Raw genomic sequence first — 25,650 nt, forward strand, 5'->3', positions numbered from 1 at the left:
CCCATGCCGGGCGCACGAAAACCCTCACATCAAAATAAATCAACACATCAAGATATACACCCGCTTTTCCAGCCTCATTCCTGACTCCTGAGCAACAATAACAAGGGGTGTGTATCTCCCCATTAAAACACACACCAAACGCATTGAAGAGAGTAATTCAAGCTCTAAATAACCTGTTTCAAAACAAGGTTACATCAAACTAAAACCCGATTGGTATGGTATAATTACAGAAGGGTGAATTTTTGCTTCAGGAGGTTAAATAATGACGATCAGCAGCATCATATTGGTGGTAGGTGCAGTCTTTATCGGCGCCTTGATGCGGACGATGTTCGGGTTCGGTGAAGCGATAGTCAGCATGCCCCTGCTTGCCTTGCTTCACATTCCGCTTAATACTTCGGTTTCCCTGATTGGATTGGCAGGTCTTACCGTTGCCTCACTAACTGTCGTTAGCGGATGGCATCATATCGAACGTTCGGTATTAATCAGACTCGCTCTTGCAACGGTCATCGGCATACCAGCCGGCCTCGCTTTGCTCCATTATGCACCTTCGATGATCATTACTTCTGCACTCGGTGTTTTTTTGATGGCATATGGAGGATACTCCCTTCTTAAGCAAAAACTTTTCCAGGCTGTGGATAAACCGTTACTCACCTCGAAGGGCTGGGTATGGCCGTTCGGTTTTGCGTCGGGAGTCCTTGGCAGCGCATATAACTTTAATGGAGTGCCGGTCGTCGTATATGGTACTTTACGAAAATGGAAACCAGATCGATTCCGCGGAACATTGCAAGCCCATTTTCTTATATCCGGAATCCTTGTCGTGACGGGGCATGCGCTAGGCGGACTGTGGACAGCCGATTCATTAATTCTCTATGTTTATTCCATTCCAGCCATATTACTGGCGACAGGTCTCGGAATCTTCATGAATAAGCGAATTCCTGCGAAGAAATTCGAAAGCTATTTATTCTTTATCATCATTGCGCTAGGTGTACTATTATTGCTACCCCATGGCTGAAAACCAATAAAAGCCTGATTTCTCATTGAAACATCGAGAAATCAGGCTTTTTGCAGGAATAATAGAATCATAGTCGAAACGTTAACCCCGGATATCCCGTTTGTTATATCCGATAAAGCCAACAGCCAGTAATACCATGGCTATGATGGTAAGTATGGATACTTTCATGAAGTCCATATTTTCAACAGGAAGTTTCGGAATATGGCCAAATGGTGTCAGTTTACCCATCCATTCCGGAAATTGAAGCATTCCCCCTAAATAAACGACTAAGATTGAGTATGTCAAGTAAAGCCAAGTCAAGCCAGATAATTTTGGTGCAATGCCAATAAACAGCACTGCGAGACCAAGCATGATCCACATTGCAGGCAGGTAGACCATTGCTGCGCTATATAAAGTGCCGAAAGCAATCCCTTCATCCATCACCGAATTCCCAACTGCCCAAAGACCGATTGCAGCAAGGGTAATCATGAGAAAACCGCCCATGACGGAGATGATAAGATAGCTGCCCATAAGCCTTGTACGGGATACAGCGCGACTCAGTAAATGTTCAGTACGGTTCTTTTTCTCTTCCCCTTTAAGCTTTAACATCGCCATTAAAGGCGGAATGGTGCAAATCATGGAGATGACTGACATCAACATCGTCAAAAATTGTTCTGTCAGCGAATAGCCTTCAACAGGCGTCAATAGTTCGGCCATCATTTCATTTTTTGCAAAAAAGGATTCCAAATCACCTAAAACAGAACCGTAAGATGCTCCCAAAATGAACATTCCGGCAGCCCACGCAATTAATCCTATACGCTGAAGCCTTAGCGCAAGGCCAAGCGGACTTTTTAAAAACGATGAAGCATATTTCCTGCCTGGCTTAGCCGGTATGAATCCAGCTTCCAAATCTCTGATGGCATTCAAATATAGAGATAGGACAACCAAAGTGATTGCCGCACCGATCGTAAGGATGATGGGCCACCAATAATTTTTCACATATACTTCTGAACCTAAAACCCAACCCAATGGAGAAAACCAGGAAAGGGTATCATTGCTAACGTCCCCAATCGCCCGAATAAGATAGGAGAGAAGCAATACAGTGATGGAATAACCAATCGTACCTCGCGCACTCTCCGTAAGCTGGGCAAATAATGCCGTTATCGCCGAGAAGAAAATACCTGTTGCCCCTAAAGCTGCTCCATACATAAGGGAACCTTCCAAATCCATGCTTTCAATTCCCAGGGCATACAATCCGAAACCCGTTATTATCGCGATCAATGCATTCGTTCCAAACGATACGGAAATGGTTGCAAATAAATTAGCCAACCGGCCAGCCGGCAAAGAACGGATCATCTCGATGCGGCCGTCCTCTTCATCTGCGCGTGTATGGCGCGTAACAAGTAAAATACTCATTATCCCCACGGCCATGGCAGTTAAGAGTAACATTTGATGCGCCATCATCGCTCCGTTTGTATAGTCATCCAGACCGTAACCTTTCCCCACCATCGCTGTCATTGCAGGGTTCCTCATCGTTTCTGCAATGGTTTGCCTTTCTAGCCCAGTCGGGTACAGATCGGTAAATGCCATTGCAACCATAAATGAAAGGACCGATAGGGAAATTATCCAAACAGGGATCCGAATCCGATCTTGCCGTACGATGAATCGGGAGAGCCTTCCTGTATTATGATAGGACAGGTTCGCCATTATAACGCACCTCCCGCCCGAGTATCAGAAGTCTTCCTTTCGCCTTCATAATGGCTCATGAATAAATCTTCCAATGTAGGCGGCGCGCTTTCCAATTTCACAATTCCAAACTGGCTTATATACTTCATGACATTATCCAGTTCATTTGTATCCACTTGGAATGAAAGTGCTTGATCTTTCTTCACGATATCCCGAACACCGTTTACATTCCCTAAAGCAGGGATAGGTTGCTTCGTTTCGACAAGCAAGCTTGTTCTCGTTAAATGACGTAACTCATCCAATGTTCCCGTTTCAATGATTTGTCCTTGCCGAATGATGCCCACTTTATCGCATAATCTTTCCACTTCAGAAAGAATGTGACTGGAAAGTAATATGCTTTTCCCTTCATTTTTCCCATCCAGCACACATTCCTGGAAAACTCTTTCCATCAATGGATCTAAACCTGATGTTGGTTCATCCAATATATAAAGGTCGGCATCAGATGAGAAAGCAGCAATCAAAGCAACCTTTTGCCGGTTCCCTTTTGAATATGTCCCGCATTTCTTGGAAGGATCCAAATCGAATTTTTTTATAAGTTCTTCACGTCTGCTTTTATTGTTTGCCCCGCGTAATTCAACAAATAGGTCAATAACTTCCCCGCCTGTTAAGTTGGGCCATAGGTTCACATCTCCTGGAACATACGCGATCCGCTTGTGAATTTCAACGGCATCTTTCCATGCATCCATGCCAAAAATCTTCGCCTCCCCATCCGTCGCTTTTAAAATCCCGAGCAACACACGGATCGTTGTTGATTTTCCAGCACCATTAGGACCGATGAATCCAAACACCTCACCTTTATTCACTTCAATGTTCACCCCATTTAAAGCGGTAAACTTTCCAAACTTTTTCGTTAAATCCGTTGTTTTCAACACTGATATTCCTCATCCACCTCTTCCTCATTGGATTAAATACGAAAGAAATTATGAAATATTTTAATTGATTTAGTTCATAATATATAAAATATTATTTCCTGACAATAGTTTATGAACTTATTTTATTGTTCTATTACATATTTTTAATTAAACTAAAGTTGAGGTGAAATTAATGGACGGATTTCAACGCCGCAGGGAACAAAAAAAACTGAATATACTAGAGGCTGCCTTGGCTTTATTCATGGAGTATGGTGTCCAAAAGATTTCGATTGGAGAAATAGCCAAAAAAGCAAATGTATCTCAAGTAACGATATATAATTACTTCGAAAGTAAACATAACTTGATTCATGAGGTTTTTATTCATTATACAAATATAGCCTTGGATGAATTTGAACAAATACTTACCAGCAACATTGCTTTCCCTGAAAAAATAAAGCAGCTGATGTTCACGAAGAATGAAACTGCGAAACACATTCATGAAGATTTTTATCAATATTTAATGAGGGAATACACTTCCGGAGTCAATTATATGGAAAAAATATATACAGAAAAGGCTCTGCCACGCTTTATGGATCTGTTTAACCAAGGAAAGGAACAAGGATATGTTGATCCAAATTTATCCAATGAAGCGATTTTATTTTATATAAAAGCGATGAATGAATATATCCAACGGAAAGAGGTTTATCAAAGCATCCTGCCTTTGACTGAAGATATTATGAAGATTTTGTTTTATGGGATAGTTGGGAAAAATGAGAAATGAACCATAACCGCGGATTTAAAAAGGTGGTGTGAATCGATAACTCCAATTCACACCACCTTTTTAAGTCAATGTTAATAGTTTGGCAGAAGTATAATTATACTTCTCGATTGATAAATCAAAAACGGCTCCCGCTTTTAAAAAGACCGTACTTTCGACTATTAAGGTCGGATCTCCTGGCTGCAGGTCCAACAGCTTGGCATCATCATCATTTAGTTTTTCACACGAAATGATTTTATCCGCAAACCCGATATTCAACTTCAAATCATCGACTATATATTCATAAATGGAACCATTTGCGATTTCTTTATTTATGATGGGGATGATGTCTTTATTAAAAAAGGACTCTTCTATTACAATGGGTGCACCATTTAAGTATCTAACCCGTTTGAGGTTATAGATTTTGGTTTTTACCTGGCATTTCATTTTCTTGGCCAATTTTTCATCAGCTTCTATTAACTCTAACTTCAACACTTTACTTTTCATTTCATCATTTGGAAACACTTTGGTTAAGCCACTCATATCCCTCATCGAAATGCATCCCGGTCTGGAAAACTCCCTTAGGAATATGCCGCTTCCTTGCACTTGATAGATATAACCTTGCTCAACCAATATATTGATCGCTTTTCTAATGGTATTCCTGCTGACATCGAACCTCTTCATCAACTCTTCTTCAGTAGGTAACTTAGTATTTAATGTATATTTTCCTTCTACTATTTCTTTCTCCATTTGTTCTACGACCATTCTATACTTTACATCCATATTTCCATATACCTTCCTCTATACATAATGATTTAGAACAATACTTTAGACTGAATGATAGGTTTTCTTTACAATAGTTTATTTTATAACGATTGTAAAGAAACCTCTGTTTCATTCAGACTGTAGACAAATTCGAAGGAAATCCAGTTTACATATAGTTTTCTCTAAGAAATAATCCAGTTGATTGGAACGGAAGGTACGAGACTCCTGCGGGGAAAGCGCGTCCAAGGGAGACCCCACAGGCGCAAAAGCGACGAGGAGGCTCCCGGACCGCCCGTGGAAAGCGAGTGCTTGGAGTGGAAATCAACGCTCCTTTTACAAACACTCAAATAAATGTTTCAGTGTTTCCAGAAATCCGCTCCCTTTCCGCCAACTGTCTGTCAAGCCTCATCAAAGCAAGCTACTTGATTGGCACTATCAATTTTGCACTTTCCTTTATATCATCTAAAAAAAGACGTCCTATCGATTAACGATAGGACGTCTCCAAATCTATAGAATTTCAACTGTCCCCAGACATGCAGTTTATAAATCCTTCATCCTCTTTAATGTGTAAACAAAGTATTCCCAGTTGTTTATGGTCGAAGGGATGCTTACGTGTTCTTCAGGTGTATGTACGGAAAACATATCCGGTCCGATTGAAACAGTATCCAATCCTGGTAACTTATCTATGAATACCCCACACTCGATCCCTGCATGTACAGCGATGATTTCAATATCTTCATGATATTTTTCTTTGTATGTTTCTTCAAATAATTTCTTGAGTTTCGAATCAGGATTATAGGGCCATTCCGGATAATCCGCGTCAACCAATAGCTTGCACCCAAGCGTGTCGGCAATCGCCTTTGCTTGCGTGACCATATTATATTTGATGCTTTTGACCGAACTCCTGATTTCACTTTCGAATATCATTTCCGCTTCATTTGTTGTAACGACACCTAGATTCGTCGAACTTTCCACTAATCCTTCTATTCCCATGCTCATTCCTTGAACGCCATGCGGGATTACGAGTAAGGAGGTAATGGCTTTTGTCACCGTCTCTTTGGAAAAAACATTTGAAGAAACCGTTTCGATCTTTTCAAACCTGATCGATACCTCAGGGTCGGAAGATTGCAGTTCATTTTTAAAAGTATCTTCCCATTGCTGGAGTCTCTCCGTTATCTTCTGAACATCTTCTGCATGAATCAGTACAGTTGCCTCTGCTTCACGAGGAATTGCATTCCCTTTCAGGCCCCCGTTCATTTGCTGTATGTAGCAAGGGAAGTCTGTCGTTAGTTCATGTAATACTCTGCCCAAAAGTTTATTGGAGTTCCCTCTTTCCTTATGGATGGACATACCGGAGTGTCCGCCCTTCAACCCTTTAATCCTGATGTTATAAGATACAGCATCAACAATAGAAGCCAATTCCCATCCGATTGGCAGGACCTGCCGAACGCGTATTCCTCCTGCAGAGCTGACCAGCAGCTTTCCATCTTCCTCCGAATCGATATTGATCATCATTTTTCCCTTGAAGTGAGCCGGATCCACGGCAAGTGCACCGTTCATTGTCGTTTCTTCTTCAGTCGTCATGACTATTTCCAGGGAGGGATGCGGAATATCATTTGCATCCAATAATGCCAAAGCATACGCAACAGCAATTCCATTATCCGCCCCCAAAGTTGTATCCGTCGCATACAACATGTCTCCCACAATCCTTAATTGAAGCGGATCTTTCTCAAAATCATGAAGCGTACCCTTGTTCTTTTCGCAAACCATATCCATATGCCCCTGGATAATGACGGTAGGTGCACTTTCATATCCAATTGTGGCAGGCTTTTTGATGATGACATTCAGCGCCTCATCCTGGATCACCTCCAGGTCCCTATCCTTAGCGAAGTGAACCAGATAGTCACTGATCGCTTTTTCATTAGCCGATCCTCTTGGGATTTCGGAAATCGCTGCAAAATAATGAAACACCGGATGGCTCGATAATTCTTCTAAAGTGCTATACATGAAAAAACACCCTTTCATTTAAAATATTTGTACTCCCTCTCATGCTTTTACTTTTCCATACTGGAACACTGCCACTCTCGTGAACAATGGATACAGAACGTACCCCAGATAAACACCACTCATATTCAGGATAAGGTCATCGACATCCAAACTTCCGCGCCGAAAAACAAACTGACAGATTTCGATGCCCGAAATCGAAAGTAATGGATAAAGCAATTTCCTTTTAGCGGAGGGCTCTTTCCCTTACCTGGACAACAAATACAGCCCGAATGGAATGAACAGACCCACATTGGCGCTAAGGTTATAAAATGACACAAGCCCGTTCATTTCGTTCGATAAATAGAAAAGAATCGTAGAAAAAGGAATCAAATTATACGAATATACCTGCCCTTCTGGTCGAAAGAACAGCAAAATCAATAATGATAAACTGTAGCCAAACAATACAGCCTGCCACAAAAGGCGCGGAATTCGGACCGTTTCACCTCGAAAAAAAAGTACCGCAAACGAAACGAAAAGAAGTATACAAAACCAGACAACGATGATCACTAAAGGATTCAAATATAATCGGAGCTGAAGGAAAAAAGGCAAACCGCACAAAAACAATGCTTGCGACAGCAAAAGGGAAAGCATGACCGATTTTAGAGACATATAACTCCCCCCTTCTATTTCTTTCCAAATCATTGCATATGCTTATATCCTAGGACAACTTTAAGAACCCGTCAATAAACTGCATTAACCTGTCAGTAGAAAACCGTTCGTCGAGGGGACGCTTTTTCGAATAAATCAACCGATGGGAAGGATAATTCGGCCTTCTTCCGGTAAAACAAAAAAGCCGGTTCCCCATGTTCCGGGAATCCTGCTTTTTTGTTTAATCATTTTATAGTGAACGGTACTTTTTCAAACTAATAATATTGATGGTGATAAAAACGGCTGCAAATGCAAGGAGAATGAGGAGATCCAGTAATACCTCATTGAACGTGAAGCCTTTATACATAATGCCGTTCATGGCATCCGATGCGTAATAGAGAGGCATGATCTTCCCGATTTTTTGCAGCCAGTCTGACATGCCATCCAATGGAAAAATCCCTGTAAAGAAGACTTGCGGCACGATGACCAGTGGAATGAATTGTACCATTTGGAATTCAGATGTCGCGAAACTCGATAGTAATGTACCAAGCGATAATGCAACGAGCGCGACCAGTATATTGGTCAGTAAAACGAGCCAAATGGAGCCAACAAGGACGATGTCCAATACATTGACAGCATATAGGACGACAATTATGGTTTGAACGAGAGCAAATAAGCCATATCCAATCACATAGCCCGCTACAATTTCGTATCTTTTAATCGGGGTGGCAAGCAGCCGTTCCAATGTACCACTTGTACGCTCTTTCAAAAGCGCAATCCCCGCTATTAAAAATACAAAGAAGAAAACGAAAAAGCTGACGAGCATCGGACTGAAAGTATCAAAACCTTTTGTGCTGGCATCCCCGTATACATATTGCTTCTCAATTGAAGGAGTGTTTTTTTCATTCCCTTGCAAAGCCTGCATCATTTGCATTTGAATGGCCTTTGCACGTGATGGTTCGTCGTTCAATAGTGTCAGTTTCATTTTGCCATTTTCAACATGCAGCCAGCCATCCGAATCATTTTCAATCATTTTCCCCTGTGAAAATTCCTCAGCAGCCGTTACTTGAAAATCCGCTTGTTTCAATGCTTTGACCATGGTTTCATCACTGCCTGTAACAACGAGTTTCAAATCACTTGCTTCTGTATCGAAAATAAAATACATGAGCGTTAAAATGAGCAATGGAGCCAGGAAAAATAAAGCCAGTGTCCTTCGATCCCGGCGCAGCTGCTGGGTAATTCGAGTAATAAGAGAGGCAATTCTCATTCTTGGCCACCTCCAATCCTTAAAAAAACATCATCAAGCGTTTCCGCAGCAAATTGTGTTTTTAAAGCTGCCGGGGTTCCAGCCGCGATGATTTCACCTTCACGCAGCATCGCCAGTTTATCGCATCGTTCCGCTTCATCCATCACATGCGTCGTGATGATGATTGTCTTATGATCTTCATTTCTTAAACGCTCAAGTTCCTGCCAAATCGATTGTTTCAGCAAAGGGTCTATTCCTACTGTCGGTTCATCCAAAATGAGAATCGCCGGATTTTGGATGAGTGCAACCGCCAGTGACAGACGGCGTTTCATTCCCCCGGAATAATGCGCAACCCGAACATTCAAGTCATTCGTCAACTGTACGATTTCAGCTGCATATTGAATGCGTTCCCTTCGTTCCTTTTTCGAAAAACGGTATAGCTTCGCAAAAAATTCGAGATTTTCAGCTCCCGTCAGTTCTGTATATAAAGCATCGGACTGTGCCATATAGCCGACATCCATTAACAGTGCTTCATTTGGCACTTCATGATCCAGAACCTTGACCTTACCCGCATCAGGCTTAATCAATCCGACAATCATTTTAATCAAGGTCGTCTTTCCGCATCCGGATGGACCTAGCAAGCCAAAAATTCCGCATTTTTCAATATTCAGGCTCAATGGCTGAATGACCTTTTTCTGATGAAAACCTTTGGAAATTCCTTCAATGGAAATCGCGTTTTTCAATGTACACACATCCTCTCTCTTTAATTAACACGGTGTTGAGTGTATCATCATTCTAAGGTAGCATTTGGTCTAATACAATCAACACATTTGGAAAAATGTTCAGTGAAGGAGACATTCCATGGCATCGATTCATGAGGATATGGTACAAAAGACGAAAATGCAGATACAATATCATTTCATTGCACTCGTTGAAGCAGAAGGGTTCTCACATGTATCAGTGAAGAAAATTGCAGAGCGCGCCAACATTAATCGGGGCACGTTCTATTTGCATTACACAGATAAATATGAATTGATGGATCACTTACAGCAGGAATTGTTAAATGAACTTCAAACTCGCATTACTGCCATTTTGCCGAAAGAGGCTTTTATGGCTCTTCATCAACAACAGCTTTACCCGCCCTTCGTAGAGATTTTTCAATTCATCAGTGAACATGCCAACGCTTTGAGGGCCATTCTTGGTGATCAGGGCGATCCTTCTTTTGCCAAAAAAATAAAGCGCGTATTCGGTGAAGTTCTATTGGAGCGTTTGATCAGCCAGCATCCAGCAGCTAAAAATGAAGCGTTCCGCATGTATATGCACGCCTTCCTGACATCGGCGATTTTAGGGGTGATACAGGAGTGGCTGGAGAATTGTGAAGAGCAGACGGCGGAAGAAATGGCGAAAATCCATTTTCAAATCTTGAACTTCATCAGCCAATTGCGCACATTCATACAATGAACGATCAAAGGCATGTTCCATCAACATACCTTTAAATCTGATTACATCCTGGCTTCCGCTCCTATATTACCAACGGAATAATACCTGCTCTTAGAGATGCTCATAGCAAAAAAACTCATTTAAAATAAATGAGTTTAAAAGCAAAACAAGATATGGATTTTTCGCTCAGCGTTCCCGGATAGAGCACAGGGATTTCATAATTGAATACCGCTAATGATGTTAGGATTTTAGTTGATTTACCTTAGGGAAAACAATTTTAAAAACGGATTCTTTTTCTTATCCGTTATCCTTAACTCATCCATGATGATTTGATCCTCATGATCGGCTATCCATTTCCTTAGTGCATCTTTATCCTGGCATTGTGTTAAATATGTCTGGCCACCCTTGCCTGTAGCATTAATAACATATCTATTGAACGTCTTCTCCATAATTGCCCGCCTTTTTAATAAAATGTATTGAATTTTTAAATACGAATGCATTGCTTTTTTTCTTTATCATTTACACAAGAAGCATAATATTATATATTACAAATTTTGATTGGCAAATAGCATGTTCTGCTTGAAATTATTGAATAAAGTACATCGTTGCTGGTTATAATAATCGGATTAATCGAACCTATCATAATGTGCTAACTAATATTTGTCAATACGTTTTTAAAATGTAAATGAAACGTAAATTTTCAGTCTTGTTAAAGAAATATTTTTTTACGATTTAGGGGTTTACAACTGCTAAATGATGGGAGTAGAATACGTTTATCAATTTAATGCATTTCGGCCTAAACTCAAGGGAATTGAGTACGGAGGACCCAATCAATTGGGGTTAATTCTGCCTTGCAGAAGGGATGAGATCAGCTCTTTCGCCATCCTACCCGTCAGCTAACTTCGTCGGCTAAAGCGAAGGAGGTCATAAGACCGCCTATTTCGGGAGTTTTTTTGCACGCTTTTTGTGGCAAAATACTGTTCGTTGTTTTCGCTGGTCTTTTTATTATGCCTTTAAAAAGATTTCTGAAAGCAGATTGATGATTAAAATACCATACAGTTTTACACATTTTTTTAGGTAGGGATGATCATTTGAGAATGAAAAAAAATTTATTGGATCCGCCCAAAATACTTGTACTAGGCTTTGCCTTCCTGATACTTATTGGGGCCTATTTATTAACCCTGCCGATTTCCACAGAAAACGGCAATGGTCTTTCTTTTCTGGATGCTTTATTCACCTCGACTTCCGCTACATGTGTAACAGGACTGGTCGTAGTGGATACAGGAACGACCTTCACCACTTTTGGTGAGTTGGTCATCTTAACACTGATACAGATAGGCGGTTTAGGGTTCATGTCATTTGCGACATTTTTCTTTTTCCTTTTAGGCAAAAAGATTTCTTTAAAAGGCAGGTTACTCTTGCAGGAATCCTTAAATAATCTATCCATGGCAGGTGTAGTCAGGTTAGTGAAACGGCTTTTAATTTTCACGGCCATCATTGAGGGCATGGGTGCCCTTATTCTATCGATTCGCTTTTCTTTTGACATGCCAATCGGCAAAGCAATCTATTACGGGATTTTTCATTCCATATCGAATTTCAATAATGCCGGCTTTGATTTAATGGGGGAATTCAAGAGTTTAACCCCTTATGTATCGGATCCCTTCGTAACCCTTACGGTCGTCTTCCTCATCACGTTTGGCGGAATAGGTTTTATCGTGATGAATGAAATATACGAATACCGTGATACCCATCGTTTATCCATACATACGAAGGTTGTTCTGACGACTAGCTTGGCACTTACGATTGCCGGCGCAATTTTAATCTTTTTATTCGAGTTCGGCAATGCCAAGACATTGCAGCCTTTATCTTTCATGGGTAAAATGCTGTCATCATTATTTCAATCGGTATCACCAAGGACGGCAGGCTCCAATACGCTGAATATCCCTGATTTAACTCAGCCTACATTACTGCTCATCATTTTCTTGATGTTCGTCGGGGCTTCACCCGGATCGACTGGCGGCGGGATTAAAACGACTACATTGGCAACGCTTATCGGAACGGTTTGGTCACAGATTAAAGGAAAGGGTGATGTGGTATTATTCCGGCACCGCATTGTGAGTGAAACGATCTTTAAAGCATTGTCCGTTACATTCATTGGCGTATTCATGGTTTCAATCATCTCCATTCTGCTGACCATCACTGAAAGCGGAAGTGACTTCTTGATGATTTTATTTGAAGCCACTTCAGCATTTGCCACCGTGGGACTTTCAATGGGTTTGACCCCCGAATTATCACCGGTTGGCCGGATGCTCATCATTTTCACGATGTTTGCAGGCCGTGTGGGTCCTTTGACTTTGGCCTTTGCCATCGCTATGAGGCGCAAACCAGATCCGTTCCGACGTCCAAAAGGGAAAATCATGATTGGTTAAACATAAATGAAGGAGTGTAAAAGATGGGAAAACGACAATATGCCGTGATCGGTCTAGGCAGATTCGGAACCAGTGTGGCCCATAGATTATATACGGCTGGCCAAGAGGTATTGGGTATTGATGTCAACGAGGAAAGAGTCGAGAATGCGGAACTGAGCGTTACCCATGCGATCATGGCGGATACGACTGAAGAAGAGACATTGAAATCAATCGGAATCCGTAATTTCGATTGTGTCATCGTAGCCATCGGAAATGACATGCAATCGAGCATTTTAACTACCTTGCTTTTAAAAGAGCTTGGGGTCGATAAGGTCATTGCCAAAGCACTTAATAAAAATCACGGTCAGGTGCTTACTAAAGTCGGAGCCGACTGGGTCATCTATCCTGAGAGGGATATGGGGGAGCGGGTCGCGAACCAACTCCTTTCCCCTAACATGCTGAACTATATAGAACTCTCTAAAGAATACAATATCGAGGAAATCATCCTCCCCATGAGCATGAAGGGAAAAAGCCTCAGGGAGCTTGATCTACGGGCAAAATATAATATCAGCGTCATTGCCATCGTGAGTAATGGAGAAATCATCATAGCCCCCTCACCGGATCAGGATATCCATGAAAATGATATACTTTTAGTGGTTGGCAATAAAGAAGATCTAGCCGTCTTTGCCAATATTGAATAATCCAACAGGTTCCGGCTCATGCTTTATGGACCCTGTACCTATTTTGAATGCAGCATCACTTATACATGCGAGAAGACCGCCATATGGAGGTCTTCTCGATGATATTTTTAACGAGCATCTCTATGCCCTGGATGTATGTATTATTTTATCGTAGTGATTGCTTGGGCAAGAGTGGACTTTATCGTCACTTTATCAAAAGGCAGATGAAGCTTAACGGTAGTCATGGCTATTTCCGGCCGAAGTCCTGAAAGGGTTGTTTGAATACCGATCAAATGTAAGGATTCAATCAATTGTGACAGCTGGTGAGCGGATGCACCATCAATTGCATGAACGCCCGATAGGTCAATGAAAAGCCTTGTGACATTTTTTTCAGCGCACTTTTGTAATGTGTTTTCAAGCAAGGACATGCCCCTAGTCGTGTCAATATCGCCTATCAGGGGAAGCAAAGCCGTGTTCTCTTTAAGGGAAATGATGGGCGTGCTCAATTCATCGATCGTTGCCTGTTGGGCTTTCAAGATTTTATTGGCATATCTATGATTCGCTTCCGTAAACCTCTCCATCACTTCACTGAACACCTTCACCACTATCCGATACCAGGAATTTATTTCTTCCTGCGTATATTTATCTCCATGCAATCCCACAAACCGGTCAATATAATCCAGGTATTGCTCTTGCGTTCGAAAGAATTCCCTCAATATAAAATAGATGGGTGTGTTTAAATGCTGCTCATCCTGACCGATATCTTCAATCCAATCACCAAGCCAATTAAAGAATTCCCTCTCCTCTGTAACAAAGATCTGAAAGAAACGTAAATGGAATTCATTATTTTGCTGCTTAAGTTTTTTAATCACTTTGAAATCGGTTGAGCTATAAACCCCCGCCTTATCGTTCTTATTCAATGTTGCGTACCAATCCTCAGTTAATTGTCCTGCCACACCCAATAAAAAGGAATATAGTTCTTTATTTCTGTGCATAAGTTTCTCCACCTATTTTTTTTATAAAATAGCATTCCAATTGGTCTCAGTAATCAATACATCCAATGCAGCTAATTACAGAAATCAGTATTGTCAGGTTATTGAAATATCATCATCAAAGTAAGCATCGAAGATAACCTCTTCCATACTTAAAATCTTATGATCTGATACCCATTGGTCCCCTCTTTCCATATACCTTCCCAGCCGTTTTTGAAACCATACAAACACTGTTTTTCAAAAAAAAAAATCTGCAAGAACCTACATCTATTATTCTGGTAAATCTGCGTTCACCCAAATAGCATTTTATTATTACAGTTTACCATTTTTATATTTAGTTAACAAATCCTCCCTTTTCTTCCCTGCTCCCAGCCCCTCCGTTCATCACCATTTCGCCCATCTTATGAGAATTACTTTTTCATAAATAAGGCCGTCCATAAACCTTGCACCCCAAAAGTTTCATCCGATTGTTCCATATTCCTCATTTTACGTATTTCCGGCACGTCAAATTCCTTGAAGATCATTCTGAGTTTTTCTTCAGTAAAACCTAATCCGCCTTTAAGGCTTCTTTGCCTATATACTTCCCAATCTGAAAGATCTGCACCACCCAATATGCCGCCTTCGACAAAACAAGTAATCGAATACAATCCCTTAGGCCTTAACGCCTTTTTCACCATCTCCAAATAATTGATCCTTCTATGTGGAGCAATATGGTGAAAACAACCTGAATCATACACGAAGTCATATTGCCCTTCCTCAATATCCAAATCAAATATATTCCTTTGAATGAAGTTCACGTGCACTTTCTTTTCTGCCGCTCGTTCTTTTCCCCAGTCCAATGCTTCCTTCGAAAGATCCACCGCATCAACGGAACAGCCCTTTTGAGCAAGGTAAATGGCATTTCTTCCAGGTCCGCACCCAAGCTCAAGAACCTTTCCTGGCCCAATTAACCCACCATCAAAATATGTAACCAAATTCTCATCAGGGAGATTTTCGAAAAAGGGGACCCCCTTTTCACGGTCTTCATAAAAATCATTCCAGAATGCAGTTGGCTCACGCAATAACGAGTCCAGCATATTCAATAAATCTTCATAGGTTGTAATCGTCTCCGACAATACCTTCACCTCTTCCCATTTTATCCCACCATTTAATTATACTGGTTTCAGCCTGTGCCTATGTAACAGCTGCATCAAAAATTCTTAACATATGGCGTTCAGACACTATTGGACCTTTTTGTTTATATAATGGTCACTGGAATTTAAGGGCATCAAAGATGTCTTCAAACTACCTTCCGATGGTAAGATCCATTCTTACTTAATAACCCGATGAACAGCTCCTTATCCATGTTAGGGAAGACATGGCTTTCATACATGCATTACATGCTCTTTACAGCATTCAGGTTAAACAGGCTATCCCAAGGGAAATGAGGAGTCAGGATCATTTTTTTAGCTTCCAAACAACATTACTCAGCTCTATGATGTATCCTGATGTCTTTGAATCCGCGTTGTATCAAGTTACCTTCTATCTCCTTTATGGAATACAGTTTAAAGTCCTTTGTTCGCTCCATCAATACCATTTTGGACTTATCCATTATTGATAATAGGAGCCTTCCACTCGGTTTTAACACTCGGTATGCTTCACTTAAACCGCGTCCAATATCATCCCAAAAATAAATCGTATGGACGGTGAATACTTTATCAAAGAAGTCATTTTTAAAAGGTAAGCTATCGATATCGGAAACCTGTATTTCCACCACCCCAGCATTTAGATGCTTCCTATTCTTCCTCATTGCTGCTTTGACCATCTCTTCTGAAATGTCGACACCGTAATTCTTGCCAAGAATGTTCACTTGAGCCAATCTGGATAATGTGGGGCTATTCAATTTGGATAGGGGTCCTTTCGGATTTTTCAATTGGCTCCAGATCCACTTCTGAAACATGCCTCCTCCATCACCTTCCTCACATACGTTTACGGATGATTATCTTCCTATACATTCCATTCAGCATGATCGGTCGATCTTCTTCAATTTTCACATTCGTATCATGTCTACCTGAACAAGTCTTCAAACCGCAAACCAATATCCGTTCCTAAAAATCTAATGATGGGCCGCAGAAACTTTTTGGGTAGTGAAAGCACTTCATCTTTAGGGATAAACTTATCGAATAGTATAATTTCCCCCTCGCCTTTTAAAACCCTGATCATCTCCCGAAGGCATTCACCGGCATCAGGTACGACGGAAAGAATCAAACTTCCCACTATATAGTCAAACGATTCATTATCGAATTCCATATGCTGTGCATCCATATCGAGAAAATTGATTGATGTATTATCAAATTTCTCCATCGCTTTTTTTAGCATATCAGCTGATAGGTCTATCGCCGTTATCTCAAGGTCAAGGTTCTTGACCAGCTCCAAATCGGCCCCCGTACCTACGCCCACAAACAGAACCTTTGCATGATCTTGAAAATGCATCTCTTCAAATATTCTTTTCCTGGCATCTAAAAAGAGATGAGAATTGAAGATTTTATCATAAATCGGCGACCAAACCTTATAAATCACTTTATTCCACGAATTATTCAGCATCCCCACCCCTTTGCTTACTTTTTCTATAAAGCATTAAAAATCCCTTCCAAACGGATATTATATCTGACTAATTAGTAAGATTAATCTCCATGCTGCGCTTCCCTGCCCGCTTAAATGCAGACATTACACCTGCGCGATTCATTTCAAATACATTACCTTGACTGTCATAGTAATATACTATAAGATATACCAAAGGAGGTGAGGATTTGGTTCAACGACAACTATCCTCTGACTTGCTTCGCGGACATGTAGATACGATGATTCTAAAACTCCTGCAAAGTGGCGATAAATATGGTTATGAAATCAGCAAACTGATATATATGGATTCGGATGAGCAATATGAAATTAAGGAAGCGACGATGTATTCCAGCTTAAAACGACTGGAAAAGGACGGATGCATCATCTCTTATTGGGGAGATGCCACACAAGGCGGGAGAAGGAAATATTACAAAATCACCCCGATCGGGGAAGACACATATATCCAAAATAAAAATGACTGGGAGCAGGCCAAGCGAATACTTGAGCGCCTCTTGTAAGAAAGGAAGATGAAATGTGATTGAAAAACTGAATGCACATGTTCATAACATTTTTGCCCCGTACAAAAGTGCAAAGACAGCAAAGGAATTGGAAGAAGAACTGCTGCAAAACTTACTGGAAAAATACAATGACCATAGAGGGAATGGTGCCAGTGAGCAGGAAGCGTATAAGCTGACTGTGGATTCGATTGGGGAAGTATCAGAGCTCATGGAATCGCTCAATCTGCAATACAATGTGCTTGAGCAGGCGATAAGCATGGACTATTCCAGGCAACGCTTATTGGATTCCGACTTCCGCTCAGTTTCGGTCCATGATGGAAAATTTAATTCCTGCGATTTAAGCCGTTCTGATTTCAGCCATTCCGACCTGACGAACAGCACATTTAAAAGCACTAACTTAAATAATTGCATCTTTGAAAACGCCAATTTAACCAGTACCTTATTTAAAAGCGCAAATTTAAAAGGAGTAACTTTCAAGAACTGCATTTATAATAAAACCCATTTTAAAGGCTGTAATTTATCTGGTCTTATTTTTGATAAGGAAACATTCAAACAAACCATTTTCGAGGGTTCTTCATTGAAAAAGGCATCATTTCGCGATGCCACACTCATCAATGTTCAATTTCGGATGTCCGATTTAAAGAAAATCGACTTTACTGGAGCTTCGATGGATAAACTCACTTACAACTTTTTACATGGAGCTAAGGTTGATCTTAGCGGCGTGACCATCATCTAAAGGAGGGTTTGACTTTACCGACAGTGATTGTAAGTATCCACCTCAATCATTTGCGTGACCGTGTTTCTGACTGCGGTCGTTTTAAAAGGAATGAGCATGGGAGAATGATTCAATAAGAACCTTGTGCTAAGACATGAAACGTCTTAGCACAGGGTTTTTATATGCTTATCATTCAACCGCCCACCCGCATCTGTATGAACCTTTAGACTTCCACTTCAAATTCTTTAACGTAGACAGCATTCCCGGTGATTTCAATATCGTATATGTCATGGTTTTTGGTAACCGTAACGCGAACTCTCCCATCCTTCCCGATTTCATGTCCCTGTTCGATTAACAGGTGCACCTCATCTTCAAGACCATCCTTTATGTATTTTGCATAATAAGCGCCCATTACACCTGAAGCCGTTCCCGTAACAGGGTCTTCAAGCGTACCTGAAAATGGTGAGGAAAAATGCCTGGCATGCATATGGGCATCACTATCATACGTTTCCAGACAAAAGGGATGAACAGAAGCTCTTGGCATTTCCTTTAATAATTGCGGAAACAGTTTATTGTTCGCCTTCATCCTTTTGAATGAATCGCGTTCTTTTACCGGAACCAGTAAAGTCCATAAGCCTGTACTTCCATAAACAATAGGTAATTCATTTTCCAGATCTTCTATATCAAGTCCCAGGGAACTGGCCAAGCTGCCTTTATCTCCGCTGAACTCTTCAAACTGTGGAGCGGCCTGCTTCATCGTAATGTATACCTCTTGATCCGCGGTCGTATGGATCTTGATTGGCAATATTCCCGCTCCTGTTTCAATCATCAGCTCATCTTTATCCAATAATCCCCTGGTCTTCAGTGCATGGATGGTAGCCATTGTCGCGTGTCCGCAGAGATTCATTTCGTGCCCTGGTGTAAAATAACGGATTCTAAGATCGGCAATATCGGACTCCATGGGAAAAGAGGTCTCATTGAACCCCACCTTCAGCGCTATATCCTGCATTTCCTTTTCCGTCAGTCCATCCGCATCTAAAACCACACCTGCCGGATTTCCTTTATACGGTTTACTACTGAACGCATCATAATGAAAAACCCTTACCCTTTTCAAATCTAACATCTCCTATTAAATGAATGGTACTTCTCTTTTAATAGTAATTCTATATCTTCATTAAAATCCCTCTTTCGTCCTATACTCAGTGAAACGACCATTGATTTTATTTTCTGACTATTGTACAATTACTCAAATTCATCTAATTGTAAAATTCCATGAAGGGAAGGAGTACGTTATAGCTTCTGTTCCAAAGAGAGCTGGTGCTTTGCTGAAAGCCAGTGTCCAGAATATAACCGAAAATCATCCCCGAGAAGTAAAGCCGAATCTTCAGTAAGCTTTACCGGTTTCCCCCGTTATATGGGACAACGTATTATTGTGCGTTTGTAAAGGGTAGTAAAGTGCTTTCGAAGCATTTTATTAAACAAGAGTGGTACCGCGAGTTCAAATCTCGTCTCTTAATGAGTCGGGATTTTTTGTTTTGATCATAATCAATGAAAATAACGGAAAAGCAGGTGCGGGAATAATGCAGACACTATTATTCGTAACAGATTTATACTATGAAGCAAAAGGAAGAAATTATTATGAGGAGGATTTGTTCCTTACTTCGAAACTTAGAGAAGATTTTCAATTAGTACTTTGCCATCCTGAAGACATTGAAACGTTTGAAAAGGATTTTGACCTAATCGTATTTCGAAATGCTGGTCCAGTCGCGAATTTTAAAGATAAGTATCTAGCATTCCGTAACAGAGTGGCTGCTGGTTATTTGAAAACGTACAATTCATTTGTTGGAAAGGCTGATATGAACGGGAAGGAATACTTAATTGAACTGACGAATGCTCAATTCCCTGTCATTCCGACCATCGATACACTTGAATCCTTAAATAAACTTCCTGATGTGGAAACGTATATCGTCAAGCCGAAGGATGGCGCGGATTCCATCGGTTTGGAATTTGTCACGAAAGAAGAATTGGGAAATAAAGTGGATTCAGAATCAAAGAACACATTGGTGCAGCCATTTATCAACTTTGAGTATGAAGTCTCTTTTTATTTTATCGATACAGAATTTCAGTATGCCCTTTATGCGCCTGACAAAGAGAAAAGATGGGAATTAAAAGAATATATACCTACAGAGGCAGACCTGGCCTTTGCTAAACGATTTATTGAATGGAACAATCTTGATTGGGGAATCCAACGCGTTGATGCCTGCCGGAATGAACAAGGTGAACTTTTATTAGTAGAACTGGAAGATCTAAACCCCTATCTTTCCCTGTTGGAATTAACCGATGAAACACGCCGGAGTTTTGTAAAAGCCATGAAAAAATCCTTACAGAAAGCACTGGAAGCTTAGAATGAAAACTGCCGGGTACGAGGTAGGTCGAATAACTGGCTAGCCGAGACCCCAAAGGAAGGGAGAGGTTTTCTGAAATCAACTGCAACCTTTTTACAAATAAAAAAACTGCAGGCAAACTCGCTTTTCTTCGAGTTTGTCTACAGTCTGAAACGACTTTTAATCTATCCGGACCTTTATTTCAAAAGAGATTTATGCCATTTCCACGCACTTTCAATGATTTCTTCCAAATCTATCGATGCTTTCCACCCAAGTTCTTCATATATCTTATTAGCCGAAGCAACAAGACGGGCTGGATCTCCAGGACGACGGTCTGCATACTCGATGGTCGGTTTCACTCCCGTGACTTTTTCACAAGTGTCGATTACATCCTTAACCGAAAATCCTTTTCCATTCCCAAGATTGTAGGTGGCCGTATCCTTCTTTCCGGATAAAAGGGCTTGAAGCGCGATTATATGGGCTTGAGCCAAATCCGTTACATGGATATAATCACGGATGCAAGTGCCATCTTCTGTGTCATAGTCCGTACCAAACACGGAAATCTTCTCACGTTGCCCTAATAAATGCTGTAAAATAATCGGAATCAAGTGTGTTTCCGGGTCATGGCTTTCACCGATTTCTGCCGATGCATGTGCTCCGGCCGCATTAAAGTAACGCAAGACGACATAATGAAGTCCATATGCTTTTGCGAAGTCTCCTAATATCTGCTCTACCATCAATTTCGAGCGGCCATATGGATTAATCGGATTGGTTGGCTGATCCTCATCAATCATATCAACGTTCGGTATCCCGTAAGTAGCTGCCGTTGATGAAAAAATGAAATTCTTAACATCATGCTTGAGCATGGTATTCAACAATGTAAGAGTTGCACCTACATTATTTTCATAGTATTTATAAGGATCTTGGACAGACTCCCCAACCAAGCTATTTGCAGCAAAGTGCATAACAGCTTTAATGGGATACTTAAGGAATATATCATTCAAGACCGCTTCGTCCCCTAAATTTCCTTCCACCAAGATGGCCTTCGAATCGACCAGCGAACGAAAACCGGTTGAGAGATTATCCAGAATGACAACCTCTTCAGTATTCACTAACTCTTTTACAAGATGACTTCCAATATATCCTGCACCGCCAACGACCAAAATCATATAGAATTTCCCCTTTTACTTTAAGCTTAAATGAATTCTTGCCAATTTTCTCAATCTATATATGCCATTAGTGTGAGGTCAAATTATAAGAACCTCCCTCATTTTATAAGCATTTATTGAAGGTTTCCATGGCCAATCCATTATATTGGGTGTAATCAAACTTCGCTAGTTTAGGATTATCATGACTAACCATGGTAGATAGGCCCTTTTCCAGTCCATCTATGCTATTTTCGACAAGTAAACCATATTTACCGTTTTCCAAAACGGTTCGGTTAGCCACTATATCAGTAGCCATGATTTTCATTCCTAAAGTCATTGCCTCCAATAATACCATAGGCTGCCCTTCATAATGTGAGGAAAGAACGAAGCAGTCACATTTTTCCATGAACGAAAATGGATTTTCAAGCTGGCCCAAAAGATGAATGGAATGATTTAAGTCCAGCTCATCAATGATTGCCTGCAAATCTTCCTTTAAAGGTCCTTGACCTAAAATATACAGTTTACTATTTTTGTGTTTTTCATGAAAGCCTGCGAATGCACGTATCAAATTATCTTGACCTTTTTCAGGTGATAATCTTCCCATATTGACAAAGTTAAAATCACTTTTATCAGGATATGGAACGAATTGATTATTCACTTCCAATCCATGGACCTCTTGTACGATTAACGCCTGTTTATCGATCCAGCCTATAGAAATCCCGTCCAATAATATATGGGCATAAGTGCCAAGTTGGGTAACCGATTCTTTATCGAATTCCACGATCCGGCCATTGAAGCTTGGCCCATTTTCCAAGACCATGGCATCTTGCAGCCCATAAGGCTTATCCCAAATATTATAATCGCCTAAGTTAATTTCGGCAGTGCCGCGCACTTCCCGTTCTTTTAACAGGATTGGCTCTTCTATGACTTCGAATGCACCCGTATTTAACCAGCCAATTTTCTTATTATCGATTTCGAAAAGGTAATAGCCGCCTTTGTTGGTTCTGTTATACTTTATGATTCTGACGATTTGCCCTTCAAAATCGATTGCCTTGCTCACTCTTTTGGCCTTGTAGTTCGGATAAGCCTTCGTCCAGATCGTATGGTCCTCCGGATTAGTTATTTTTCCGTACTTCTGATTACCCGTGTTTATTTCCTTCAGCGTCCTATTCTCAATCTTATCAATGAATTTTTTATTGTTTTTATAGTTTCTGGATATTATATACTTTCTTTTCATCATGATTTGCAGCTTGTCATTTAAGCTCATGTCTTCATTGATTGTACAGTGTTCAAGCATGGATAAAGCCGAATTATCTATCCAGCCTATTATTTTATCTTTTACAGATATTCTGCTATAAATCGAATGCTGGGTTTTTGCTTCCTTATCGACGTTTACAATGATCCCTTTAAAATCATGACTGCCAGAGATTTTGTACGTTCCTTCAACCTTATACGGCAACGACCAAATATAGTTTGATCGAGGTCTTACTAACCTTGCAATTTTATCCACTTCTTTTTCATAAATGATGCTGTCTGGCAACAGCTCCACAGCTTCATCACTAATCCAGCCAATGACTTGATTGTTATGGCTGAATTTGTAAAAAGTATTCTGATTAGCATAGGCCTTTCTCGAAATCACGATTTCAGCACCTTCAAATCGTTCTTCCAATGGAAATTGAGTGGCATTCGAAATTCCTGGAAGGGTATTCCAAACATGATTATCCTTAACATCCCTTAATATCGCCCTTGCTTTGAAGCTTTCTGTGATCAATGCCTTTTCATCATTTTCGATAACTTCAGATTCATTTGACTCGATTTGAAGGATTTTATCCGGGTTGATCGAATTCATTACATAATCAAATTTATCGAAGTCTGCATACTCCAATAGATTCTTTCGGTTTAATTCCATCGTTCCCTCAGAAACACTCACCAGTTTATCAAATCGATTGTATACCGAAAAAATACCTCGTAGATTAATACGGTGAGGTCTCTTTCCATTAATGATGCGCTCACTATCAGAAAGCAAATCATTATGCATATAACAAACTTTCTTTTTTGCATCTGCCGCCAGCAGATATTTAGCCCAATAATGGCTATATCCGCTAAAATCGATCACAAAATCAAACTTCGTTTTACCGAATAAACGTGCATGCTCCCTAATATAGGCATTTTCCGGGTAAAGCTTCTTCCCTAAGAACCCTCTTTCCCCTCTGTTATGGATGAATTTATCTTTGTAGACTTCCAAAAATTTATACACAGGCAAGCCAGGTTTGAATAGAAAACGCACATTCTTATTAACCTTGCCCATATTCTTCAAAACCTCGTGCGAGTGAGGAGTGGCAGTAAAACAGCTGACATCATATTTCTCATAATCAATATTATTCATTAAGTTAAGGAAAGAGGATGTAATTCCGTTATCCCTCAATCCGCCCGGATAAATCAATATTTTTTCCTTTGCGGAATCCATGCCAGTAATTGTGTTCAGTTGTTCCGTAGACTTATTGAAAATATTATGGACTATTCTCTCTGTTACTTTTCCATCCTCATGGTTCGTGAATTTTTCCTGCATTTTTTTATATTTATCGGAATATCTCGATTTCACATTTTTAATATCTTTAATGGCCAGTGCCAATTCTTTTGAGTTAAAAAGCATCGGTCCCGGGAGTTCGTCATTTTGGAGATATTGTCCCCTTTGCTCAGCATAAACGTCCGTATCCCATGTGTAAAACAGAATGGGCTTATCGGTAACAAGGTAATCAAAGAAGATACTGGAATAGTCGGTGATAAGCAAATCAACTGCAGCAAGCAATTCATTTGTATCCACATGGTCAGGTATTAGTCGATCCTTGATTTCCGAAAGCTTGGCAGCTTCTTTATATAGAAATGGATGCACCTTAATGAATAGGTTATATCGTTCACCGATTTGACTTTGTAAATCATTAATATCTGCAATGATTTGCAGAAGATCGTTATCTACTTTGGCCAGATTCGTCCCCTTCCAAGTCGGGGCATATAAAATATTTTCCTTAGCATCACTGATTTTCAAACCTAGCGTTCTTAGATAATCCTTATACTCCTCCGGATTCGTGTTCAGCGTCAAATCGATCCTCGGATATCCTTCTTCTATAATTTCACCTTTATACAATCCATTTAACTTATAGCTATGTGTAAATATGTTGGTAGTATGGGCATTAGGGCTCAAAATGAAATCCGCACTTAAAAAGTTCCTAACGACGTTTTGAGAGACCGAAGGGTTACCGGGTATATCAAAGCCCATATTCTTAAGGGGCGTTCCATGCCAGGTATTGATGTAAATTTGATCGCTTTTAGGGATGAAGAAAGACTGGAATGTGGAGTTATTGATTAAATACTCACTCGTTGCCAACCATTTTAAATATTCCTTTGAATTACGTTGAACAAATTGAACATTCGGCATATCCTTATACTTCGCCATTACACCTGAGAGGACACTGAAATCCTGGATGGACCAAATGTGCATGAAATCTTGATAGTCCTGATTTTCCAGCATATATTTAAACATCGCGTATGGACTGTCAGTCATACTGTTTCCATCACGACTCTCATATAGTATTGTGTTTTTTTGCACGCTTAATCTCTCATAATACTTTGCATATCTATTTACTCGCTGATGGTTTTCCTTCATTAAGAAATTGCCGATAGGCTGTTTAAGGAAATCGACTTTTCTTTTTATTACCTTCTTATTCACTAAATAGGCTCCCCTTTTATTGATTTATATTCACCATTTAAAAATAT

24 protein-coding genes, 1 pseudogene, 1 riboswitch and 1 other annotated feature are annotated in these 25,650 nt (G+C 40.4%); of the genes and pseudogenes, 9 read left to right on the forward strand and 16 right to left on the reverse strand.

Annotation, left to right across the window (positions count from 1 at the left end; genetic code table 11):
• The first annotated feature begins 262 nt into the window (after positions 1 to 262).
• Entirely contained in the window at positions 263 to 1,012 is a 750-nt protein-coding gene (locus J7J00_RS08880) for a sulfite exporter TauE/SafE family protein (RefSeq protein ID WP_214789977.1), read from the forward strand.
• 81 nt (positions 1,013 to 1,093) lie between these two features.
• Here the strand turns inward: J7J00_RS08880 and J7J00_RS08885 are convergent, their stop codons facing one another.
• Positions 1,094 to 2,698 carry an ABC transporter permease gene (locus J7J00_RS08885; RefSeq protein WP_214789978.1) on the reverse strand — a complete coding sequence of 535 codons (1,605 nt, stop codon included), beginning with the start codon at positions 2,696 to 2,698 and terminating at the stop codon, positions 1,094 to 1,096.
• A complete protein-coding gene (locus J7J00_RS08890) occupies positions 2,698 to 3,615 on the reverse strand; it encodes an ABC transporter ATP-binding protein (RefSeq protein ID WP_214790128.1) in 918 nt (305 codons plus the stop codon). The genes J7J00_RS08885 and J7J00_RS08890 overlap by 1 nt, the downstream gene beginning before the upstream one ends.
• 166 nt (positions 3,616 to 3,781) lie before the next feature.
• Here J7J00_RS08890 and J7J00_RS08895 point away from each other — a divergent pair, with 166 nt between their 5' ends.
• Positions 3,782 to 4,369, forward strand: coding sequence for a TetR/AcrR family transcriptional regulator (locus tag J7J00_RS08895; RefSeq protein ID WP_214789979.1), 588 nt, complete (start codon positions 3,782 to 3,784; stop codon positions 4,367 to 4,369).
• A 60-nt stretch (positions 4,370 to 4,429) separates the two neighbouring features.
• Here J7J00_RS08895 and J7J00_RS08900 read toward each other — a convergent pair whose 3' ends face one another.
• Complete coding sequence (locus tag J7J00_RS08900) at positions 4,430 to 5,128, reverse strand: GntR family transcriptional regulator (protein WP_214789980.1); 699 nt, start codon at positions 5,126 to 5,128, stop codon at positions 4,430 to 4,432.
• Between the two features lie 296 nt (positions 5,129 to 5,424).
• Here J7J00_RS08900 and J7J00_RS08905 point away from each other — a divergent pair, with 296 nt between their 5' ends.
• Positions 5,425 to 5,598 carry a hypothetical protein gene (locus J7J00_RS08905; protein WP_214789981.1) on the forward strand — a complete coding sequence of 58 codons (174 nt, stop codon included), beginning with the start codon at positions 5,425 to 5,427 and terminating at the stop codon, positions 5,596 to 5,598.
• Positions 5,599 to 5,650: 52 nt separating this feature from the next.
• On the opposite strand, the gene J7J00_RS08910 is transcribed toward J7J00_RS08905, so the two are convergent.
• From J7J00_RS08910 to J7J00_RS08930, 5 genes are all read right to left on the reverse strand, one after another.
• Positions 5,651 to 7,117, reverse strand: a complete 1,467-nt coding sequence (locus tag J7J00_RS08910) for an aminoacyl-histidine dipeptidase (protein WP_214789982.1) — start codon at positions 7,115 to 7,117, stop codon at positions 5,651 to 5,653.
• Positions 7,118 to 7,156: 39 nt separating this feature from the next.
• The gene (locus tag J7J00_RS08915; RefSeq protein ID WP_214789983.1) at positions 7,157 to 7,333 is read right to left on the reverse strand and encodes a VanZ family protein; all 177 of its coding nucleotides are present in this window, start codon (positions 7,331 to 7,333) and stop codon (positions 7,157 to 7,159) included.
• Positions 7,334 to 7,360: 27 nt separating this feature from the next.
• Positions 7,361 to 7,765 (reverse strand): hypothetical protein, encoded by a 405-nt coding sequence (locus J7J00_RS08920; RefSeq protein ID WP_214789984.1) that lies wholly within the window; start codon positions 7,763 to 7,765, stop codon positions 7,361 to 7,363.
• Between the two features lie 229 nt (positions 7,766 to 7,994).
• The gene (locus J7J00_RS08925) at positions 7,995 to 9,011 is read right to left on the reverse strand and encodes an ABC transporter permease (RefSeq protein WP_214789986.1); all 1,017 of its coding nucleotides are present in this window, start codon (positions 9,009 to 9,011) and stop codon (positions 7,995 to 7,997) included.
• The gene (locus J7J00_RS08930; RefSeq protein ID WP_214789988.1) at positions 9,008 to 9,733 is read right to left on the reverse strand and encodes an ABC transporter ATP-binding protein; all 726 of its coding nucleotides are present in this window, start codon (positions 9,731 to 9,733) and stop codon (positions 9,008 to 9,010) included. The genes J7J00_RS08925 and J7J00_RS08930 overlap by 4 nt, the downstream gene beginning before the upstream one ends.
• A gap of 118 nt (positions 9,734 to 9,851) precedes the next feature.
• Between J7J00_RS08930 and J7J00_RS08935 the strand changes: the two genes are divergently transcribed.
• A complete protein-coding gene (locus J7J00_RS08935; protein ID WP_214789990.1) occupies positions 9,852 to 10,451 on the forward strand; it encodes a TetR/AcrR family transcriptional regulator in 600 nt (199 codons plus the stop codon).
• Positions 10,452 to 10,687: 236 nt separating this feature from the next.
• Here the strand turns inward: J7J00_RS08935 and J7J00_RS08940 are convergent, their stop codons facing one another.
• Positions 10,688 to 10,879, reverse strand: a complete 192-nt coding sequence (locus J7J00_RS08940; protein ID WP_076370632.1) for a hypothetical protein — start codon at positions 10,877 to 10,879, stop codon at positions 10,688 to 10,690.
• Positions 10,880 to 11,213: 334 nt separating this feature from the next.
• Positions 11,214 to 11,356: riboswitch (cyclic di-AMP (ydaO/yuaA leader) on the forward strand.
• A gap of 171 nt (positions 11,357 to 11,527) precedes the next feature.
• On the opposite strand from J7J00_RS08940, the gene J7J00_RS08945 reads away from it, so the two are divergent.
• Positions 11,528 to 12,859 carry a TrkH family potassium uptake protein gene (locus J7J00_RS08945; RefSeq protein ID WP_214789992.1) on the forward strand — a complete coding sequence of 444 codons (1,332 nt, stop codon included), beginning with the start codon at positions 11,528 to 11,530 and terminating at the stop codon, positions 12,857 to 12,859.
• A gap of 23 nt (positions 12,860 to 12,882) precedes the next feature.
• Positions 12,883 to 13,539, forward strand: coding sequence for a potassium channel family protein (locus J7J00_RS08950; protein WP_098373041.1), 657 nt, complete (start codon positions 12,883 to 12,885; stop codon positions 13,537 to 13,539).
• A 140-nt stretch (positions 13,540 to 13,679) separates the two neighbouring features.
• On the opposite strand, the gene J7J00_RS08955 is transcribed toward J7J00_RS08950, so the two are convergent.
• The 4 genes and pseudogenes from J7J00_RS08955 to J7J00_RS08970 all read right to left on the reverse strand — a co-directional run bounded on the left by J7J00_RS08955 (position 13,680) and on the right by J7J00_RS08970 (position 17,090).
• Positions 13,680 to 14,513, reverse strand: a complete 834-nt coding sequence (locus tag J7J00_RS08955; protein ID WP_214789994.1) for an STAS domain-containing protein — start codon at positions 14,511 to 14,513, stop codon at positions 13,680 to 13,682.
• Positions 14,514 to 14,920: 407 nt separating this feature from the next.
• On the reverse strand, positions 14,921 to 15,625 hold the full coding sequence (locus tag J7J00_RS08960) for a class I SAM-dependent methyltransferase (RefSeq protein ID WP_214789996.1): 705 nt from the start codon (positions 15,623 to 15,625) through the stop codon (positions 14,921 to 14,923).
• Between the two features lie 347 nt (positions 15,626 to 15,972).
• On the reverse strand, positions 15,973 to 16,449 hold the full coding sequence (locus J7J00_RS08965) for a class I SAM-dependent methyltransferase (RefSeq protein ID WP_214789998.1): 477 nt from the start codon (positions 16,447 to 16,449) through the stop codon (positions 15,973 to 15,975).
• Between the two features lie 19 nt (positions 16,450 to 16,468).
• Positions 16,469 to 17,090 (reverse strand): annotated as a pseudogene (locus J7J00_RS08970) (class I SAM-dependent methyltransferase).
• 260 nt (positions 17,091 to 17,350) lie between these two features.
• On the opposite strand from J7J00_RS08970, the gene J7J00_RS08975 reads away from it, so the two are divergent.
• Complete coding sequence (locus J7J00_RS08975; protein ID WP_370662603.1) at positions 17,351 to 17,629, forward strand: PadR family transcriptional regulator; 279 nt, start codon at positions 17,351 to 17,353, stop codon at positions 17,627 to 17,629.
• A gap of 16 nt (positions 17,630 to 17,645) precedes the next feature.
• On the forward strand, positions 17,646 to 18,365 hold the full coding sequence (locus J7J00_RS08980) for a pentapeptide repeat-containing protein (RefSeq protein ID WP_214790000.1): 720 nt from the start codon (positions 17,646 to 17,648) through the stop codon (positions 18,363 to 18,365).
• A gap of 202 nt (positions 18,366 to 18,567) precedes the next feature.
• Here J7J00_RS08980 and J7J00_RS08985 read toward each other — a convergent pair whose 3' ends face one another.
• A complete protein-coding gene (locus J7J00_RS08985; protein ID WP_214790002.1) occupies positions 18,568 to 19,458 on the reverse strand; it encodes a PhzF family phenazine biosynthesis protein in 891 nt (296 codons plus the stop codon).
• A 149-nt stretch (positions 19,459 to 19,607) separates the two neighbouring features.
• Positions 19,608 to 19,860 (forward strand) — a binding site (T-box leader).
• A 64-nt stretch (positions 19,861 to 19,924) separates the two neighbouring features.
• Here J7J00_RS08985 and J7J00_RS08990 point away from each other — a divergent pair.
• Positions 19,925 to 20,749: an ATP-grasp domain-containing protein gene (locus tag J7J00_RS08990; protein ID WP_214790129.1), complete on the forward strand. Its 825-nt coding sequence runs from the start codon at positions 19,925 to 19,927 to the stop codon at positions 20,747 to 20,749.
• A gap of 176 nt (positions 20,750 to 20,925) precedes the next feature.
• Here the strand turns inward: J7J00_RS08990 and galE are convergent, their stop codons facing one another.
• Together galE and J7J00_RS09000 are read right to left on the reverse strand one after the other, a co-directional pair.
• A complete protein-coding gene (galE, locus tag J7J00_RS08995; protein WP_141992531.1) occupies positions 20,926 to 21,897 on the reverse strand; it encodes a UDP-glucose 4-epimerase GalE in 972 nt (323 codons plus the stop codon).
• 103 nt (positions 21,898 to 22,000) lie between these two features.
• Positions 22,001 to 25,603 carry a CDP-glycerol glycerophosphotransferase family protein gene (locus J7J00_RS09000; RefSeq protein WP_214790004.1) on the reverse strand — a complete coding sequence of 1,201 codons (3,603 nt, stop codon included), beginning with the start codon at positions 25,601 to 25,603 and terminating at the stop codon, positions 22,001 to 22,003.
• Positions 25,604 to 25,650 lie beyond the last annotated feature (47 nt).

It is taken from the genome of Bacillus sp. ISL-4, from assembly GCF_018613275.1.
In the GTDB taxonomy this organism is placed as follows: Bacteria; Bacillota; Bacilli; order Bacillales; family DSM-1321; genus Peribacillus; species Peribacillus simplex_E.

Bases quoted from the DNA above. Each gene is read 5' to 3' on its own strand.
- J7J00_RS08880 (WP_214789977.1), top strand. From the start codon at position 263: ATGACGATCAGCAGCATCATATTGGTGGTAGGTGCAGTCTTTATCGGC.
- J7J00_RS08885 (WP_214789978.1), bottom strand. From the start codon at position 2,698: ATGGCGAACCTGTCCTATCATAATACAGGAAGGCTCTCCCGATTCATC.
- J7J00_RS08895 (WP_214789979.1), top strand. From the start codon at position 3,782: ATGGACGGATTTCAACGCCGCAGGGAACAAAAAAAACTGAATATACTA.
- J7J00_RS08900 (WP_214789980.1), bottom strand. From the start codon at position 5,128: ATGGATGTAAAGTATAGAATGGTCGTAGAACAAATGGAGAAAGAAATA.
- J7J00_RS08910 (WP_214789982.1), bottom strand. From the start codon at position 7,117: ATGTATAGCACTTTAGAAGAATTATCGAGCCATCCGGTGTTTCATTAT.
- J7J00_RS08920 (WP_214789984.1), bottom strand. From the start codon at position 7,765: ATGTCTCTAAAATCGGTCATGCTTTCCCTTTTGCTGTCGCAAGCATTG.
- J7J00_RS08925 (WP_214789986.1), bottom strand. From the start codon at position 9,011: ATGAGAATTGCCTCTCTTATTACTCGAATTACCCAGCAGCTGCGCCGG.
- J7J00_RS08935 (WP_214789990.1), top strand. From the start codon at position 9,852: ATGGCATCGATTCATGAGGATATGGTACAAAAGACGAAAATGCAGATA.
- J7J00_RS08940 (WP_076370632.1), bottom strand. From the start codon at position 10,879: ATGGAGAAGACGTTCAATAGATATGTTATTAATGCTACAGGCAAGGGT.
- J7J00_RS08945 (WP_214789992.1), top strand. From the start codon at position 11,528: ATGAAAAAAAATTTATTGGATCCGCCCAAAATACTTGTACTAGGCTTT.
- J7J00_RS08950 (WP_098373041.1), top strand. From the start codon at position 12,883: ATGGGAAAACGACAATATGCCGTGATCGGTCTAGGCAGATTCGGAACC.
- J7J00_RS08955 (WP_214789994.1), bottom strand. From the start codon at position 14,513: ATGCACAGAAATAAAGAACTATATTCCTTTTTATTGGGTGTGGCAGGA.
- J7J00_RS08965 (WP_214789998.1), bottom strand. From the start codon at position 16,449: ATGTTTCAGAAGTGGATCTGGAGCCAATTGAAAAATCCGAAAGGACCC.
- J7J00_RS08975 (WP_370662603.1), top strand. From the start codon at position 17,351: ATGATTCTAAAACTCCTGCAAAGTGGCGATAAATATGGTTATGAAATC.
- J7J00_RS08990 (WP_214790129.1), top strand. From the start codon at position 19,925: ATGCAGACACTATTATTCGTAACAGATTTATACTATGAAGCAAAAGGA.
- galE (WP_141992531.1), bottom strand. From the start codon at position 21,897: ATGATTTTGGTCGTTGGCGGTGCAGGATATATTGGAAGTCATCTTGTA.